This is a genomic window from Pantoea sp. BR_17, from assembly GCF_041955125.1.
Classification (GTDB): Bacteria; Pseudomonadota; Gammaproteobacteria; order Enterobacterales; family Enterobacteriaceae; genus Pantoea; species Pantoea stewartii.
In genome coordinates, this window is the sequence record NZ_JAVAXT010000010.1 from 151,292 (window position 1) to 167,451 (window position 16,160).

The 16,160-nt window shown below is 56.1% G+C and carries 14 protein-coding genes and 1 pseudogene; 7 read left to right on the forward strand and 8 right to left on the reverse strand.

The window, feature by feature from the left end; all coding sequences use genetic code 11:
• Window position 1: 1 nt before the first annotated feature.
• Window positions 2–1,528, reverse strand: a complete 1,527-nt coding sequence (locus RAC60_RS16100; protein ID WP_039339008.1) for a sugar ABC transporter ATP-binding protein — start codon at window positions 1,526–1,528, stop codon at window positions 2–4.
• A 319-nt stretch (window positions 1,529–1,847) separates the two neighbouring features.
• Here RAC60_RS16100 and RAC60_RS16105 point away from each other — a divergent pair, with 319 nt between their 5' ends.
• Window positions 1,848–2,660 carry an IclR family transcriptional regulator gene (locus tag RAC60_RS16105; RefSeq protein ID WP_006121620.1) on the forward strand — a complete coding sequence of 271 codons (813 nt, stop codon included), beginning with the start codon at window positions 1,848–1,850 and terminating at the stop codon, window positions 2,658–2,660.
• A gap of 36 nt (window positions 2,661–2,696) precedes the next feature.
• Here RAC60_RS16105 and RAC60_RS16110 read toward each other — a convergent pair whose 3' ends face one another.
• The 5 genes and pseudogenes from RAC60_RS16110 to RAC60_RS16130 all read right to left on the reverse strand — a co-directional run bounded on the left by RAC60_RS16110 (window position 2,697) and on the right by RAC60_RS16130 (window position 6,936).
• Complete coding sequence (locus RAC60_RS16110) at window positions 2,697–3,221, reverse strand: GNAT family N-acetyltransferase (protein ID WP_375094013.1); 525 nt, start codon at window positions 3,219–3,221, stop codon at window positions 2,697–2,699.
• Window positions 3,222–3,281: 60 nt separating this feature from the next.
• Window positions 3,282–3,853 (reverse strand): annotated as a pseudogene (locus RAC60_RS16115) (AAA family ATPase).
• Between the two features lie 87 nt (window positions 3,854–3,940).
• Entirely contained in the window at window positions 3,941–4,252 is a 312-nt protein-coding gene (locus tag RAC60_RS16120) for a cupin (protein WP_006121617.1), read from the reverse strand.
• Between the two features lie 175 nt (window positions 4,253–4,427).
• Window positions 4,428–5,762, reverse strand: coding sequence for a carbohydrate porin (locus tag RAC60_RS16125; RefSeq protein ID WP_033739112.1), 1,335 nt, complete (start codon window positions 5,760–5,762; stop codon window positions 4,428–4,430).
• A gap of 211 nt (window positions 5,763–5,973) precedes the next feature.
• Entirely contained in the window at window positions 5,974–6,936 is a 963-nt protein-coding gene (locus RAC60_RS16130) for an aldo/keto reductase (protein ID WP_262959766.1), read from the reverse strand.
• 347 nt (window positions 6,937–7,283) lie between these two features.
• On the opposite strand from RAC60_RS16130, the gene RAC60_RS16135 reads away from it, so the two are divergent.
• Complete coding sequence (locus RAC60_RS16135) at window positions 7,284–8,390, forward strand: endo-1,4-beta-xylanase (RefSeq protein ID WP_262959767.1); 1,107 nt, start codon at window positions 7,284–7,286, stop codon at window positions 8,388–8,390.
• Here the strand turns inward: RAC60_RS16135 and RAC60_RS16140 are convergent, their stop codons facing one another.
• Complete coding sequence (locus RAC60_RS16140; protein WP_375094014.1) at window positions 8,391–9,395, reverse strand: GlxA family transcriptional regulator; 1,005 nt, start codon at window positions 9,393–9,395, stop codon at window positions 8,391–8,393. It abuts the gene before it with no gap.
• 116 nt (window positions 9,396–9,511) lie between these two features.
• Here RAC60_RS16140 and RAC60_RS16145 point away from each other — a divergent pair, with 116 nt between their 5' ends.
• Genes RAC60_RS16145 through RAC60_RS16155 form a run of 3 tightly spaced genes read left to right on the forward strand, consistent with a single transcriptional unit; the run spans window position 9,512 to window position 11,282 of the window.
• Window positions 9,512–10,288 (forward strand): alpha/beta fold hydrolase, encoded by a 777-nt coding sequence (locus RAC60_RS16145; RefSeq protein WP_375094041.1) that lies wholly within the window; start codon window positions 9,512–9,514, stop codon window positions 10,286–10,288.
• 24 nt (window positions 10,289–10,312) lie between these two features.
• Window positions 10,313–10,939 carry an FMN-dependent NADH-azoreductase gene (locus tag RAC60_RS16150; protein WP_054688366.1) on the forward strand — a complete coding sequence of 209 codons (627 nt, stop codon included), beginning with the start codon at window positions 10,313–10,315 and terminating at the stop codon, window positions 10,937–10,939.
• Window positions 10,940–10,955: 16 nt separating this feature from the next.
• Window positions 10,956–11,282, forward strand: a complete 327-nt coding sequence (locus RAC60_RS16155) for a YciI family protein (protein WP_058702368.1) — start codon at window positions 10,956–10,958, stop codon at window positions 11,280–11,282.
• Window positions 11,283–11,325: 43 nt separating this feature from the next.
• On the opposite strand, the gene RAC60_RS16160 is transcribed toward RAC60_RS16155, so the two are convergent.
• On the reverse strand, window positions 11,326–12,987 hold the full coding sequence (locus RAC60_RS16160) for a methyl-accepting chemotaxis protein (RefSeq protein ID WP_375094015.1): 1,662 nt from the start codon (window positions 12,985–12,987) through the stop codon (window positions 11,326–11,328).
• Window positions 12,988–13,596: 609 nt separating this feature from the next.
• Here RAC60_RS16160 and RAC60_RS16165 point away from each other — a divergent pair.
• Window positions 13,597–13,821: a FeoA domain-containing protein gene (locus RAC60_RS16165; RefSeq protein WP_033739127.1), complete on the forward strand. Its 225-nt coding sequence runs from the start codon at window positions 13,597–13,599 to the stop codon at window positions 13,819–13,821.
• Entirely contained in the window at window positions 13,821–16,154 is a 2,334-nt protein-coding gene (gene feoB, locus RAC60_RS16170) for a Fe(2+) transporter permease subunit FeoB (protein ID WP_375094016.1), read from the forward strand. The genes RAC60_RS16165 and feoB overlap by 1 nt, the downstream gene beginning before the upstream one ends.
• The last annotated feature ends 6 nt before the right edge of the window (window positions 16,155–16,160 follow it).

Genomic DNA, 16,160 nt, shown 5'->3' on the forward strand with positions numbered 1-16,160 from the left:
TTCAGACGGTAGCGAAGGGGGCAGCAGAGCTGGCTGAGGCCAGCTCCAGTAAATTAGCAAAAGTAACCTGTTCGTTTTTCAGTTCACCCACTACCTGGCCCCGGTTAAACACCAGCGCGCGGTTACAGATATGCGCGATTTCCTCCAGGTCATTCGAGATCACCAGCACTGCCACGCCGTCTGCCAGCGCTTTGTTGAGCAGGTGATAAATTTCTTCGCGCGCGCCCACGTCGACGCCCGCAGTGGGATCTTCAAGAATCAGCAACGGGGCATTGAGGTGCATCCAGCGGGCCATCACCACTTTTTGCTGGTTGCCACCGGACAGGGCGCTGATATCCAGATCAACGTTTTTAGGGCGCACGTCGAAAAGCTGCACTTTCCACCAGCTGGCACCCACCTCCGCGCGGCGACCATAATGGGACATCACCCGGTGCCCGCTCGCGCAGGGGTTGAGAAACAGGTTTTCACGCACGCTCATCGACATAACCAGACTTTCACCGGTGCGATCGCCTGCCACAAACGAGATGCCTGCCGCCATAGCCTCGCGAGGCGATCGGGAATGGCAGGGCTTGTCGCGAAAAATGACCTGGCCCTGGGTAGCCTGTTTCAGGCCAAACAGCATCCGGCCAATCTCCTCCTGACCGGCACCACGCAGGCCGGCCAGCGCCAGCATCTCGCCGGGTTGCAGACTGAACGAGACCGGGCCCACTTCATCGATGCAGAGCTGATCCAGTGACAGCACGGGCGGACGCCCCTCAGGCAGCACAAGGCGCTGATTGCTTTCCAGCGCTTCGCCGACAATCATTTCAACCAGATCGTGCAACCTGTAGTCTGCCGTGTTGCCCTCTGCGACGCGTTTACCGTCCCGCATCACACAAATGCGATCGGCAATTTCAATCACCTCATCCAGACGGTGAGTCACGTAAATCATGCCGACGTTGCGACTTTTCAGGCGTTCTATCACGCTAAACAGATGCCGTACGTCATTGGCGGGTAACGAGGCGGTCGGTTCGTCCAGTACCAGTACTTGCGCGTTGACGGCTACCGCGCGGGCAATGGCCAGCAGCGATTTTTCCGTGCGTGACAGTTCAAATACGCGGGCATCGGGATCGAGCTGAATACCGACGTCTTCCAGCGCTAAACGTGCCCGTTCACGCACGGCCCGCCAGTTAATCAGGCCCAGGCGACGGTTGAAGCCCATGATCAGTGCCATATTTTCCGCCACCGTCATCCACTCGATCAGCCCCAGATCCTGATGAATAAAGGCGACAGGCTGGCTGGTGGCGGTTTTTAGCGCGGCCGCTGAGGGGATGGGGTTACCATTAAAGGTTATCTGGCCTTCGTCGCTGGTATAAACGCCGGCCAGTACCTTGATCAGCGTCGATTTACCCGCACCGTTTTCACCTAACAGCGCGACCACTTCGCCCGGAAAGACATCCAGGCTTACGTCATTGACGGCAGGGTTTCCCCCGAAACGTTTGGTGATATGGCTTAGTGTCAGGACCGGTTTATCCGGGTTAGTTTGCATTCCAGCCTCCCGTGACGCCTGGTGAGTAGTGGCAGCAAGCGTGGTGACGCGCTTTTGCTGATTTCAACATGTGAAATACTATTCCAAAAAATACTATCCCTGAAAATGCGGAAAAGCAAAGAAGCGAGGCGACTATTTCCTCAGTAGAAACATGGAGTTAAAATATTGTTTTGAAATTGTGATGAACAGCGCAATTCCTGCCAGGCGGAATGCGATCGCCAGGCCACACTAAAAAAGCGAAAGATTCCCAGTTGTTATGCCATGAGTTAACATCATGCGATAGTGCGCTCAGGAAGTCAGAAACGGAGAGGATCGGCGGATGGTGGGTAAAGTGGATAAAGCGAAGGAAAATAAAAACGATAAGCCGTTGGGAACACAGAGTCTGTTTCGTGGCCTTCAGTTAATTGAGTTACTGAGCAATTTCCCGAACGGTTGCCCGCTGGCCCATCTCGCTGAGCTGTCCGGCATGAATAAAAGTACCGTCCACCGCCTGTTACAGGGGCTGCACAGCAGTGGCTATGTCACCCAGGCCCCGTCGCCTGGCAGCTATCGCCTGACGACCAAATTTATTTCGGTCGGTCAGAAAGCGCTGTCATCGCTCAATATCATCCACGTAGCCGGACCGCATCTGGAAAAGCTCAACCTGGACGTGGGCGAAACGGTTAACTTTTCCAGCCGTGAAGACGATCATGTTGTATTGATCAATAAACTGGAACCCACCACCGGCATGATGCGCACACGCGCCTACATCGGGCAGCATATGCCGCTCTATTGCTCGGCGATGGGCAAAATTTTTCTGGCCTGGGGCAGTGAAGAGTACCTGCTGCACTACTGGCAAAGCCATCAGGACAGCATTGAGCAACTGACAAAAAACACCATCACCACCTTGCCCGAGATGCAGCAGGAACTGAGAGATATTCTGCAGCAGCGCACCGCGATGGATCGCGAAGAGAACGAACTGGGCGTGACCTGTATCGCCGCGCCGGTATTTGATATTCAGCAGCGCGTTCCCTATGCGGTGTCGGTCTCGCTGCCGACGGCCAAGCTGCAACAGATTGGGGCAAAAAACCTGATGGCGAAGGTGGTAGCGACCGCCCAGGCGATCTCACACGAGCTGGGCGCTTCCGCCTGAGCCCTGGGCAGCGGCCCGCCTGGCACGCATCCTGCGCTATCCGTTTTCAGGCGGGATACTGTCGCCCGCGCCAAGTGTCCGCTGCATCAATACCGTGTCCAGCCAGCGCCCGTGTTTGTAGCCTACGGAGGTTAGCGTACCGGCCACGGTGAAGCCCGCCGATCGGTGCAGAGCGATGGAGGCCACGTTGGCGCTGTCGCCCACATTCCCGACCATCTGGCGAAAGCCCCGGCTTTCTGCCCAGTCAATCGCGTGCGCCAGCAGGCGTTTACCCACACCTTTCCCCTGAAAAGCCGGATGGATATAAAGGGAATCTTCCAGGGTAAAACGATAAGCCGGGCGCGGACGATAAAAGCCCAGATAACAGTAACCGCAAACCTGGCCGTCTTCGATGGCCACAAACCAGGGCAGCCCGGCGGCACGGATTTTTTCTAACCGGCTGGCGAGTTCGGCTTCATCAGGCGGATCCAGTTCAAAACTGCCCGTGCCATGCACAACATGGTGAGCATAAATCTGTTGCAGGGTGGGAATGTGGTCATCCTGCGCGGGCGTGATGTGCATTCTGCGATCCCGGAGTGAGCCAGTAAGGATCATGACAATACAAAAGACAGGCAGGAAAGGCTACCGGCCTGTTTTGCCGGGTAAGATCCCTGTCGCAGGACGGGGCGTCAGGCACCACTCCTGCCAGGCGCGGTTTATCGCTTTTGCAGCTACCAGACGGCACCTGGGCAGGCTAAGTCCCTGATACAGGAGGTGATAGCGACGGCGATTGCCCGGCGTCACCCAGGTGATATGCCTGAGCATGGCGAGATTGATGTGATCGGTGCTGCCTTGCAGCGCCCCGGCACGCGGCGTGGTGGCACAGCAACGCCGGATATAACGCAGTAAACTGACAGGCATCGCGAGATCCAGCAGGATATAGCCTGTTGCGCGCGCCAGTCTTTCGGGCAGGCAGCGAGGCCTTCGATAACCCAGCGTTCTGCACTGATTGCCTCGCGGTGAAGCTGTAAAAACACGGCGTGCTCTCTGGGCTGCCAGTCGGTATTGGGCTGGTGATAAAGCTGATCGAGATGAATAACGGGCAGCGACTGCTTTTCCGCAATCGCCACGGCCAGGGTAGATTTACCGCTGTTTGAGGGGCCCATGATACAAATGCGCGGACCCAGATGTGCAAGCGGCGGCAACGGTGTCATCAGGCGAAACCTCCTTCAAGGCTGTGTTTGCGCCTCAGTATACGCGGAAAATGTGCGCCAGCCATCGTGCCTCAGGGCTGGCCGGGGTCAGACCGATCCCGCTTTCTCGATCACCAGTACGCGCGCTTCGCCCTGTGGATGGGCAACATGTTCCGTGCCCACGCTGGCATAAAAAATATCCCCTGTCTGCAAGCGCACTGTCCTGATGTCTCCGTTTTCCTTGTAGTGCATCTCTACACAGCCATCCATCACCGCAAAAACTTCCTGACCGTCATTGATGTGCCACTTGTAGGGTTGATCCGTCCAGTGAAGCCGTACGGTTGTGCCATCAAAGTTAGCGATGTCGAGTGCACCCCAGGCCCGGTCGGCTGAGAACGCTTTGCTGATATAGGTTTTCATGGTTTTTCCGTTATGCGCAGTGGTAAGACATGGATGAGGTTATACCGCGTGAAGTGGGGCAGGGCTTGCAAAAAATTGCGGAAAACTGAGGCGAATCAACAGAGCAGGTACGGGATGAAAGCGTCAGGGCAGGCGGGAAAGCAGACCTGCCCTGCGGGCAGGTCTGAAGGGCGGATCAGAAATTCACGTTAGCGCTGATTCCGCCGACAAAGGCATCTTTCACGTCGCTAACGGCACCCGGCGCAACAACGTATTGCAGGTTAGGACGCAGTTGCAGCCATTTGGTCAGCTGCGCGTTGTAATAGATTTCATAGTTGTACTCCGAACCGTCCTGAACAGGCAGATAGGTCGGGCTGTTAAAATCGGTCTGCCCGCTGGCGTCGTTCTGTTCACGCAGCGAACGCGTGTAGGCGCTGTTGACGTGAATACGCGCCGCGCCGATGCCAATCTCATCCTGCGGACGGGCATCGAACGGTCCTTTCCAGGTGAAGCTGACGGACTGATAATTATCGGTTTTCGAGGTTTTATGGTCGTTCATCACCGCCTGAACCGTCACGCCCAGACCCCGGCTGGCATCGCCGCCCTGCGCCGTCAACTGCTGCTGCAACAGGACATAGCCGCCGTAAGCATGATTTTTGCGCTGGTAAGCGCCGTCACGCCAGCTGCCATAGTTGTCGCCATTTGCGGACGAGTAGTAATAGCCGATACGATAGTTACCCGGCAACTTGTCGGGGCCTAACGTCGGTTTCCAGCCTAACTCGACCGGCACCAGATTCCCCTCTGAGTTGCTGGTATCCAGCCGGAAACCATCGCCACGGTCGTAATTCGCACGGTTTTGATTGTAGAAACCGACCTGGAAAAACACCTCTGGCGTAACGTTGACTTTTAGCCTGCCGCCCCACTGCGAAACCGGCCAGTTAAACCAGCGATCGCCGCGCCAGTTACCGGCTTGGCCGCTGCCAAACGCCAGGTTCTGGAACTTGCTGTCGAAGTTATCGAAGTCTTCGCCGACGGTAACGCGTCCGGCTTTCAGATTGACCGTGTTATCGAACAGGCCTTTGCTTAACCAGAACTGCGTCAGGCGCCACGTCTGGCCACGACCGTACACCTCCTGGGTGGAAGAAAGCATCCCGGTGCGGCGATCGGCCACCTGATCGGAGATGTTGCGGCCATTGCGATCGGTAATGGTGACCTGGAACTGCGTATCCTGCCAGTCGAGGAGTTTTTGCAGATCGAAATTGGCACCAAACGCCCACTGGTCGCTGTAGCGCATCGAGGTATGGCTGTCAGCTCCGCCACCCAGATTGGCGGCACTTTCCATGGTGTAGTTAACATCTAACTTAATGCCGTCGTTTTCTAACTGCGTTCGGTTACCGCCCCAGTCGCCAAACAGGTAAGGTGAGTCATAGCTAAAGGCATCGGCGGCCAGCGCGGAGGCGCTCAGCATCGCAAACATCAGGCTGCCAGCGGCCAGGCGAGGCATAAACTGCACTGCTTTTTTTGTATTCATCAGCGTTATTCTTTATGAAATGACAGGAAAAGACAGGGCAGAGAATAATGCTGACTAAATGTCAATTTTTGCAAATCTGTGCGTATGTAACTGCAAAGTGGTAAGGAATTAACGCAATTGTGACAGTTATCGCTGAATGAATATTTTTATAGCTAAAAAGGCATTTATTGCGAGGCAAAGTAAAAGGGATGCCGCGGCATCCCCGGAGGTTTTATGGCTTGCTGGCCTGGGACAGCTCTTCAATTTCTTGCTTGCTCAGCGTCAACTCAGTGGCTTTGACCAGTTCATCAAGCTGCGACAAGGAGGTCGCGCTGACGATAGGGGAGGTAATACTCGGGCGCGCGATGAGCCAGGCCAGCGCCACCTGCGTGGCTGACGCATCATGTGACGCTGCCACGTCTTCCAGCGCTTCAACAATGCGTTTACCGCGTTCATTCAGGTACTTATCTACAATACCCTGACCGCGCGCGCTCTTGCTGGCATCCTGCGGTTTTTTATATTTGCCGCTGAGAAAGCCGCTGGCCAGCGCGTAGTAGTTGATCACGCCAAGCTGATTCTCTCGCGCTACCTGCTCCAGCTCGCTTTCATATTCTTCACGGTCGTAAAGGTTGTAGAGCGGTTGCAGGGTTTCGTAACGCGCCAGCCCATGCTGTTTGCTGATGTCCAGCGCCTCCTGCAGTCGCGCGGCGCTGTAGTTGGAGGCCCCAATAGCCCGGACTTTGCCGGCTTTGATCAGGGCGTCAAAGGCGGTTAATGTGTCGGTCAGTGGCGTGGTTTCATCATCGCGATGCGCCTGATAGAGGTCGATCACGTCGGTTTGCAGACGGCGCAGCGAGTCCTCGACGGCCTGGCGAATATACCCAGGTTTCAGTCCCTGCTTCTCCGGTGACATTTCGATGCCGACTTTGGTCGCCAGCACTATCCTGTCGCGTTTACCGCTTTTCTTCAGCCATTTGCCGATGATGGTTTCGGATTCGCCCCCCTGATTGCCGGGCGCCCAGCGTGAATAGACATCGGCGGTATCGATAAAGAACAGGCCTTTTTCCACCAGCGCGTCGAGCAGAGAAAACGAGGTTTTCTCGTCTACCGTCCAGCCAAAGACATTGCCGCCAAAGGTCAGAAGCGGCACAGAGAGGCCGCTGTTGCCGAGGGGGCGGGTTTCAGGCTGCGTCATAGCATTCTCCTTTATTAAACGTATCAGGTGTACTTATCAGCTTAGCAAAGGTAAATCGACAGCTTTTCATTCGGTTTGTCCGCCAGTGCGGCATAACAAGGTAGCAAAGGTCACTTTTACCGCTGGCACGGCAGCGCCCGTCCTGAAACATGCAGGCACACAGCCCCGCGAATGCCAGAAAACCCGATACCGTAAAGCGAGGGATTTTACATTCAGAAATCTGGCTTTACCGACGTGGACAAAATCGTTGCTGACGGGCCTTAGGGCTTGGGGTTATAAGAATACCGGGCTGGTGTGATGCGACCTTCACGATGATCGGGCAAAACGTCACAGGAGACGTGGCACTGATGAAACCTCATAATCTGTCTGGCTTCACATCCACGCCGCGACGTCGGTTCTTAAAACGCAGCGCGGCGCTGTTGCTGGGTTCCGCATTGCCGATACCGGCCTTCGCGGCCGAACCGGCTTTCCCCCCCTTAAAGCGCATAGCCGCGCAGCGTCATCTTCTGTTTGGGTTCGCGGTCCGGCCCGAGCGTTTGCGGGCCGATGCGCATTACCGGCAGTTTGTGGCCAGCCAGGCCAGTATTATTGTTCCGGAAAACGCGCTGAAGTGGGTGGTCGTTCAGCCTGAGCAGAATCGCTACGATTTTTCTGGCCCGGATACGCTTGCCGCCTTTGCCAGAGCGCAGGGCCTGCTGCTACGCGGGCATACCTTTTGCTGGCACCGCGCGGTGCCGGACTGGCTGCTGGCGATTCGCGATGCCACGCAGCTGGAAAAAGTGTTGAGAGACCATATTCATACCGTCGCGGGGCGCTATCGGGGACAGATACAGAGCTGGGACGTGGCGAACGAGATTATCAACCTGTCTGACGGTTTGCCTGGCGGATGGCGCAACAGTTTCTGGTATCAACGTCTGGGGACGCGTTATCTGGATATCGCCTGTGACGCGCTGCATCAGACCGATCCTCACACCGTCATTTGCTATAACGATTACGGGCTGGAAAGCGACCATGACAACGCGCAACGAAAACGCGACGCTGTGCTGGCGCTGCTGCGCAATTTGCAGGACAGACAGATCCCCATTGGTGCGCTGGGCATTCAGTCTCATCTCAAGGCCGGTCCGCAGTACGCGTCTGGTCCGGGACTGGCGACATTTATTCGTGAAGTGAAAGCGCTGGGCCTGGCCGTGTATATCACCGAACTGGATGTTGATGACAGCCGCCTGCCGATGGCGCGCCGCGCCATGGCGGTCGCCAGCACCTATAAGCGCTATCTTTCGCTTGTGCTGGAAGCCGGTGTCGACGCAGTGCTCACGTGGGGTGTCTGGGACACGCCCCACCGGACGGCGGCGACGCCGAAGGCAAGCGATGGGCTGGCCACCGGACCGTTGCTGTTTGCTAAAGACGGCCAAATCAAAGACGCCAGCTGGGCAGCGCTGCATGCGCTACGCTGATTAACGCGTTGCGGGCGCCGCTCTGGCGGCAATCCACTGTCGATAACGCGCGGGTGTCATCGCCATCACCTGATCAAACGCTTTGCGAAAGCTGCTTTCGTCAGAATAGCCACAATCGGCGGCCACCTTACGGATGCTTACGGTGGGGTTTTCCAGGAGAAGACAGGCACCTTCAATGCGGACCCGGGTAATAAACGCCTTAGGACTTTCGCCGGTCAGCATTTTCATTTTACGGTGCAACGTACGTTCGCTGGTATGTAACGCAGAGGCCAGCCGTTCTGCCGTGATGCCTGGCTGTTGATAGCGAATAATCTCTTCCGCCCGCATCAGCAACGGGTGCTGAGTGTTAATAAACCCGGGCGGCGCATACAAACGTTGCGACACGGGCTGGGCATCGGCAACGGCCATATCAGCAACCTGTCTGGACACGTCCGCTCCCAGTATCCTGTGCAGCAAATGCAACGTGAGCGCGCTCCACGAGAGTGGGCCACCTGTAGTAATGATATTTTCCTGTTGTTCGAGCGTTTGTCCCCATACCGGACGCGCATCCGGATAGCGCTCCCGCAGGGTCGGAAACAGCCACCAGGTGGTGGTACAACGCCGACGACTGAGCAGCCCCGCTTCGCCCAGCACCAGACAGCCCGCGCAGGCGGCACCGACGATGGCACCCTGATGGTACATTTTTTTTATCCAGGTCCCCGCCTGTATGACCGCCTCCGGATGGTGCGGAAACCGATCGCGGCCCAACGCCATTCCCCCGACCAGGACGATATCTGACGCCTCTGCCTGGCTGAAATCAGCATCGACATGTAGCCATCGTCCCTGCGCATCGCGCACGGGCTGGCCATCAGCACTTACGATTTGGACCTCCAGCGGCGCGCGGGTCAGTTGCGCCGCAGTATCGGGGCGAGACGCAATCACCTGGCGCGCAATCCATAAGGTGTCACAAAAGCCGTTGACGGCAGAAGGCAGGCTGCCTTCCAGCGCCACAATCGCTATGCGCATAGCCAGTCACTCCTTATGGCGAGTTTTGCCTGTTAGTTGTCTTATTCGCCATCTTACACGCTCTTTTCGCCCGATCTACCATGGTCCGCATGAAAACGACCACAGGAACAGGCGAGATGCGGCGAAAGAGCAGTAAGGCGAAAAGATTAAAGCATGCGGTGCTGCTGGGGCTGACGTTATTGAATGTGCCGCTCGCTGCGCAGGCGACGGTGAAAAACATCGTCTTAGTCCACGGGGCGTTTACTGACGGCTCAGGCTGGCGGGCGGTGATTTCACGCCTTCAGCACAAAGGTTATCACGTCACCGCCGTTCAGAATCCATTGACCTCATTGCAGGATGATGTAAAGGCGACGGAGGCGGTCATTGCGCGTCAGCAAGGCCCGGTGCTGCTGGTTGGGCATTCCTGGGGCGGTGTGGTAGTGGCTGATGCTGGCAACGATTCGCGCGTAAGGGGCATGGTTTTTCTCTCTGCGCTGGTGCCCGACAGTAATGAATCTGCTGCCGGGCTGTTGCAACGACTTCATGCCCCGATGACGGCAATGAGGCCGGATAAACACGGGATGATCTGGCTGGATAATGCCCAACAGTTTGGTGAAATGCTGGCCGGCGACGTGCCTGGTGCGCGGGTGCGCGAACTGGCTGCGGTACAACAACCTGTTGCGGCGAGCGCTTTCACTGACAAGGTGACGCGAGCGGCATGGAAAAGCAAACCCACCTGGTATTTGTTGACCACGCAAGACCGGGCGCTGCCGCCCCGTGTCCAGTCTGACATTGCTGCGCATATTGGCGCACGCGTTCAGCGTCTCGCATCTAGTCATTTATCGCTGGTTTCACATACTGAACAGGTGGCTGCGTTTATCGATCGCGCGGCCAGAACCCTTCCATCGTCATAGCACCATCACTCTCAGGGGAATCCCATGAACAGATTACTTCATATTGACGCCAGTATTTTCCAGACGCCGTCGGTTACCCGGCAGCTTACCGCGGACATCGTCAGAAAACTGTTGGCAAAGTACCCCGCTGCTCAGGCGACTTACCGTGATGTCGTGGCCGAGGAAATCCGTCCTCTTAACGCGGCCATCGCGGCAGGTTTCAGGGCGGGAAACGACGACAACGTCAGTGAGTACATAGCAAAAGAGCATCGCTTATCTGACCTGCTGGTGGCGGAGTTTCTTGCCAGTGATGTGATAGTCATCGGCGCGCCGATGTACAACTTTTCGGTGCCTGCCCAACTAAAATCCTGGCTGGACCGGATCGCGCAGGCAGGCAAAACATTCAGTTATACGGCACAAGGCCCGGTGGGATTGTCAGGTGGGCGAACCGTGATCGTGGCCTCGGCGCGAGGCGGCTTTTACCACGGCGGTTCCCTTGAAGAGTGGGATTTTCAGGAACGGTATCTGGCCGCATTTTTTCGGTTTTTAGGCGTTGAGCATATTCATGTTATCCGTGCAGAAGGGGCTTCAAAAGGGGAAGCCATTCAACAGCGTGAAATCGGCAACGCGTTTAATGCCGCCAGCACGCTCATCCAGTCACTTGCGTTGTAATCCACAGGAGAACCTTATGCTTTACATTGTTACGCTGAGTTATCGTGGTGCCGCCGCCGAACGTGAAAAACACAGCGCGGGTCATAAAAGCTGGCTGGTGGAGCACATCAAGACGGGCGAGGTGGTGTTGGCCGGACCGCTGGAAAATCAGCAGGGCGGCGTTGTGTTGTTTCTCGCCTCTGATGAGCAGGCTGTTCGCGACAGGTTGACCGAGGATCCCTTTGTGGCGTTGGGACTGGTTGATGTGGCTGTTACGGGCGTTCATCCAGCCCTGGTTTCTTCTGTGTTTGACGCCGACTGGGGCAGTGAAACGAAGGTCGTTGATATGGCCCACCACGCCTGAAGCCGTTTGCCGCGGAGCAGGGCATCGCTCCGCGGCAGGTCGATCAGAATGACTGCCAGTTATCCGCTGACGGTGCGGCAGGCACAGGCGTCATGACGGGTTTTTTCAAAGCTGTGCTGCGGGACGTCGCCAGACCTGTGGTCGGCTTTCTGCCCGTGTTAAACACGGAGACCGACTGACGTAACTGCGTAGCCTGATCTTCCAGTGAGGCTGCCGCACTGGCCGATTCCTCTACCAGCGCCGCGTTTTGTTGCGTGACGCCGTCCATTTCCGATACCGCTTTCGTCACCTGTTCAATACCGCGTGTCTGCTCGGCCGAGGCCGAGGCAATCTCAGCCATCAACTGGGTCACGCTGTTAACGGAATGCACAATGCTTCCCATGACATCACCCGCTTCGGAGGCATGAGTCGAACCGCTGTTGACACGCTGCGTCGATTGTTCAATCAGCGTGCGGATCTCCTGCGCCGCGCTTGCACTGCGTCCCGCCAGTGAACGCACCTCACCGGCGACTACAGCAAAACCGCGCCCCTGTTCGCCTGCGCGCGCGGCTTCGACCGCAGCGTTAAGCGCCAGGATATTCGTCTGGAACGCAATGCTGTCGATAATGCCGATGATGCTGGCAATCTGTTTGGAACTTTCACTGATCTGCTCAATATTGGAAATCACCTTCGCCACAATCTGGCCGCCCTGCGACGCCATCACCGCGGCATCGTTCGCCATCGCGGTGGCCTGCTGTGCATTTTCCGCGTTCAGTTTTACTGTCGAGGTCAGTTGCTCCATGCTGGCTGCCGTCTCTTCCAGTGCGGCCGCCTGTTGCTCGGTGCGGGCAGAGAGGTCGATGCTGCCGGCCGACACTTCTGCTGCGCCGGTGAAAATGGACTGCGTTGCATCATCGACAGAACGAATCGTCACCACCAGCGCGCTGCGCATCTCTTCCAGTTGGCTGAGGAGCCGTCCGGTTTCATTGTGACTGTCGCTGGCGATCTCACGGGTCAGATCCCCGGAAGAGATCGCGCGCATGTAGTCGGTTGCCAGAGTCAGAGGTTTCAGCAACAGTGTCCGCAGGCCAGCCCATACGCTGGCAACGGTCACCAGAGCAATAACTGCGATAATCAACAAGGTCCACAGCATATTGGTGTAGTTGTGATCGTTTTCTGCGGCGATTTCCTTCATCAGCTGATAGTTAGCGCTCCGCCAGGCCTGATAAGCCTTATCCAGCTGATCCTGCGCTTCCTGTGCATCAAGATTGCCGTAAGCCTGATAGTTGTTATTTCGCAGGAACTCGACCGACGCGAGCATGGTATCGTGCATTTTGCTGTAAGCCGTCTGCACGTTTTGGGTCAGTTCCGCATGCTGTCCGGGTAAGGGCGGGGCGGCTTTGTAGGCTGAAAAATACTCATCGGCTTTTTCAGCAGATTGTTTCGCTGTGTCCAGCAGTGTGGCAATCGAGGCCAGAGATGCCGGATCCTTCTGGTTTTTCAGAAAACGAATAGCTACCCGGCTGACGGTGACACGCGTCTTTATCAGCGTCTGCACACTGTCGCTCAGTTGCTGTTGTTGTAGCGTCAGTTGTTCAGTGTGAGAAAAGTTGCGTCCCGCCTGGCTGACAGACGAATAAAAAAGCGACCCGGTAAGTATTAACAGCGCACTGAACAAAAACAATACGGCAATAATGCCCGTTGTAATTTTAAGGTTTTTAAACATGGCGGCGATACCTGATAAACGTGGATACAGGTATATCGGTATTTAACGGATTACCTTAATAGTGACGCCATAAATAATGTGATCTATGACGATTAGTTTAAAAATAAAATGACGCTTTCAGGAAAAGCGTGTTTTTTTAATAGCTTGGCATAGTCACAAAAACGGGGGTGATCAAGGGTCCGTTTATGCAGAAATGTACCGGGAGTTACGTTTTTTTCGCGCAATAATAAGATGAAGGCTTGTATGAGACATTTGCGCGTTATTATTTTTCGCTGCCCTCATACGTGACCGCAATCTGACGTTGTGTCCGTCTTCGCTGTATAAGCCGTGCTTCACAGACAGGGGGCTGAAAATAGGTATGGCAACACCATCTGTTATTTGCCCACCGCTGAGGCCGCTCAGCCTGTTTGCCGCTGAGGGACGTTTCTGACAATCTTCCGCAATGCTTCTTTCCGGATGGCCCTTAACCCGAGCGGGCCGTCAGGGTGAAATGGCATATCAGCATGTTTTTGTCGTTATCCTGCGCATCACCCCCATCCAGATCAAGAAACAAGAATAGTTATCATTTGTATAATTCCTGCCTTAGTTGTTAACGGTTGGGATATATCTGTGAAAATCAAAACACACACCACCTATCGTGTCAGAGGCTACCAGTCTTCTGTTGATCCCGCCTGGCGGCAAAAATTACTAACCATGGGCGTGCTGCCCGGCACGCTGATTGACATTATCCGTACTGCACCACTGGGCGATCCCGTTCATATCCGTACGCGTCGCCTCAGTCTGGCGGTGCGGCAACGCGATCTGGCTTCGGTTCTGCTGGAAGAAGTCCGCTGATGAAAACATTAACCCTGGGTCTGATCGGCAACCCGAATACCGGTAAAACCACGTTATTTAATCAGCTTACCGGGGCCCGCCAGCGCGTAGGGAACTGGGCGGGCGTGACGGTAGAACGCAAGGAAGGGCAGTTCTTTACGGCTGAAACGGATGTACGGCTGGTTGATCTGCCAGGCACGCGCTCGCTTACAACGCTTTCGGCGGACAGCGCCATCGATGAAAGTATCGCCTGTGGGTATCTGTTTGAGGATCACGCCGACCTGGTGATTAATGTGGTAGACAGCTCAAACCTGGAGAGTCATCTTTTCCTGACTTTTCAGCTACTGGAGCTGGGCATGCCCTGTATCGTGGCGTTAAACATGCAGGATATCGCGCTCAGCCAGAATATCATCATCGACAGGGCAGCGCTGTCAGCCCGGCTGGGGTGCCCGGTCGTGGCGCTGACGTCAACACGTGGCGAAGGCATCGCCTCGCTTAAACGCGCCATTGACGACTGGCAGGGAGAAAGACCGCCACAACCTCTGGTTTATCCTCGTGAAATTGAGACGGCCATCGCGCGCCTGCAAACGATGATGCCTGCGGACATCGCCAGGCAAAAGCAGCGCTGGCTGGCGCTACAGCTGCTGGCGGGTGACATTAACAGTCAGCGCATCTGTCCCACAGTCGTCCCCCAACTGCCGGCGATCAGGCAGGCGGCGGGCGGCGATCCGGCAATGCATGTGGTGAACTGTCGTTATCAGGCTATCAACGCGCTCTGCGCCGCGGTCTGTAACCTCAATAAAGCCGCACCCGCTGCGCTGACTGAGTGGCTGGACAACCTTGTGCTGAACCGGTTCCTGGGAATACCGGTTTTTCTGGGCGTGATGTATCTGATGTTTGTGCTGTCAATTAACATCGGTGCAGCCTTCCAGCCTTTGTTCGACAGCGGATCGGTGGCGCTGTTTATTCATGGCGCGCAGTGGCTGGGCTATACCTGCCACTTTCCCGACTGGGTAACGGTCTTCCTTGCGCAGGGCATAGGGGCCGGGATTAACACGGTGTTGCCGATTCTGCCCCAGATCGGCCTGATGTACCTGTTTCTGTCTTTTCTTGAAGACTCGGGGTATATGGCGCGTGCGGCGTTTGTAATTGATCGCCTGATGCAGTCGCTGGGCTTGCCGGGAAAATCCTTTGTACCGCTTATTGTCGGGTTTGGCTGCAACGTGCCTTCAGTAATGGGCACGCGTACGCTGGATACACCCCGTGAGCGCTTACTTACTGTGCTAATTGCGCCCTTTATGTCCTGCGGTGCGCGGCTGGCGATTTTTGCGGTTTTCGCCGCCACCTTTTTTGGCGCCTGGCGCGCCAGCCTGGTTTTCTCTCTGTACGTGCTGGGCATTATCGTGGCCATCGTCACTGGGCTTATCCTGAAAAATACGCTGCTGCGCGGCGAAGCGTCACCTTTTCTTATGGAGCTGCCGGTCTACCATCGCCCCCATGTGAAAAGCCTGCTGATCCAGACCTGGCAACGTTTAAAGATGTTTATCGTACGCGCAGGTCGCGTCATTATTGTGGTCAGCATGGTGATCGGATTACTCAGCAACTTTTCGTTTAGTGGGGCAACCGTAGACCATATCAATGATTCTGCGCTGGCTACTGTGAGTAAAGTCGTCACGCCAGCCCTGCGACCAGTCGGCGTGACATCAGACAACTGGCAGGCCACGGTCGGGCTGGTGACAGGCATCATGGCGAAAGAAGTCGTGGTCGGTACGCTGAACAGTCTTTATGTCGGCGAAGATGTTCAAAGCGGCGCGTTTCGCCCGCAGGACTTTTCGCTGTCGGGTGAGTTAGGTGACGCGCTGAAAGAAACCGGTGACAGCCTGAAGAGCGCATTCAGCCTGCGTGCGCTGGCCAACCCTATTGAAGCGAGTAAAGGTGACAGCACAATCAATGCGACGCAAATGGGCGTGATGAGTGCGAAATTCGGCAACGGCTTCGCAGCGTACAGCTATTTGCTGTTTGTGTTGCTCTACTTTCCCTGCGTATCGGTGATGGGCGCAATAGCCCGGGAAGCCGGGAAAAACTGGATGCTGTTTTCCTTTTTCTGGGGCCTGAACGTTGCGTACTCCGTTGCTACGCTGTTTTATCAGAGTGTCAGTTTTCGCCTGCATCCGGGGTTTAGCGCGCTGTGCCTGATGAGTGTGGTCGTGCTTAACGGTCTGGTCATTAGCCTGCTGCGCCACGCAGGTGGACGTGCGCGCACGAAGCCGGTTTCCGCACCGCTCACCTCATCGCGTAAGACAGGATGTGGCGGCTGTGCGGGATGTGCTGAGCACCGGCACGCCAGCGACTGAGGACGA

Coding starts and splice junctions, on each gene's coding strand:
- RAC60_RS16100 (WP_039339008.1), bottom strand. CDS start 1,528: ATGCAAACTAACCCGGATAAACCGGTCCTGACACTAAGCCATATCACC.
- RAC60_RS16105 (WP_006121620.1), top strand. CDS start 1,848: ATGGTGGGTAAAGTGGATAAAGCGAAGGAAAATAAAAACGATAAGCCG.
- RAC60_RS16110 (WP_375094013.1), bottom strand. CDS start 3,221: ATGCACATCACGCCCGCGCAGGATGACCACATTCCCACCCTGCAACAG.
- RAC60_RS16120 (WP_006121617.1), bottom strand. CDS start 4,252: ATGAAAACCTATATCAGCAAAGCGTTCTCAGCCGACCGGGCCTGGGGT.
- RAC60_RS16125 (WP_033739112.1), bottom strand. CDS start 5,762: ATGAATACAAAAAAAGCAGTGCAGTTTATGCCTCGCCTGGCCGCTGGC.
- RAC60_RS16130 (WP_262959766.1), bottom strand. CDS start 6,936: ATGACGCAGCCTGAAACCCGCCCCCTCGGCAACAGCGGCCTCTCTGTG.
- RAC60_RS16135 (WP_262959767.1), top strand. CDS start 7,284: ATGAAACCTCATAATCTGTCTGGCTTCACATCCACGCCGCGACGTCGG.
- RAC60_RS16140 (WP_375094014.1), bottom strand. CDS start 9,395: ATGCGCATAGCGATTGTGGCGCTGGAAGGCAGCCTGCCTTCTGCCGTC.
- RAC60_RS16145 (WP_375094041.1), top strand. CDS start 9,512: ATGCGGCGAAAGAGCAGTAAGGCGAAAAGATTAAAGCATGCGGTGCTG.
- RAC60_RS16150 (WP_054688366.1), top strand. CDS start 10,313: ATGAACAGATTACTTCATATTGACGCCAGTATTTTCCAGACGCCGTCG.
- RAC60_RS16155 (WP_058702368.1), top strand. CDS start 10,956: ATGCTTTACATTGTTACGCTGAGTTATCGTGGTGCCGCCGCCGAACGT.
- RAC60_RS16160 (WP_375094015.1), bottom strand. CDS start 12,987: ATGTTTAAAAACCTTAAAATTACAACGGGCATTATTGCCGTATTGTTT.
- feoB (WP_375094016.1), top strand. CDS start 13,821: ATGAAAACATTAACCCTGGGTCTGATCGGCAACCCGAATACCGGTAAA.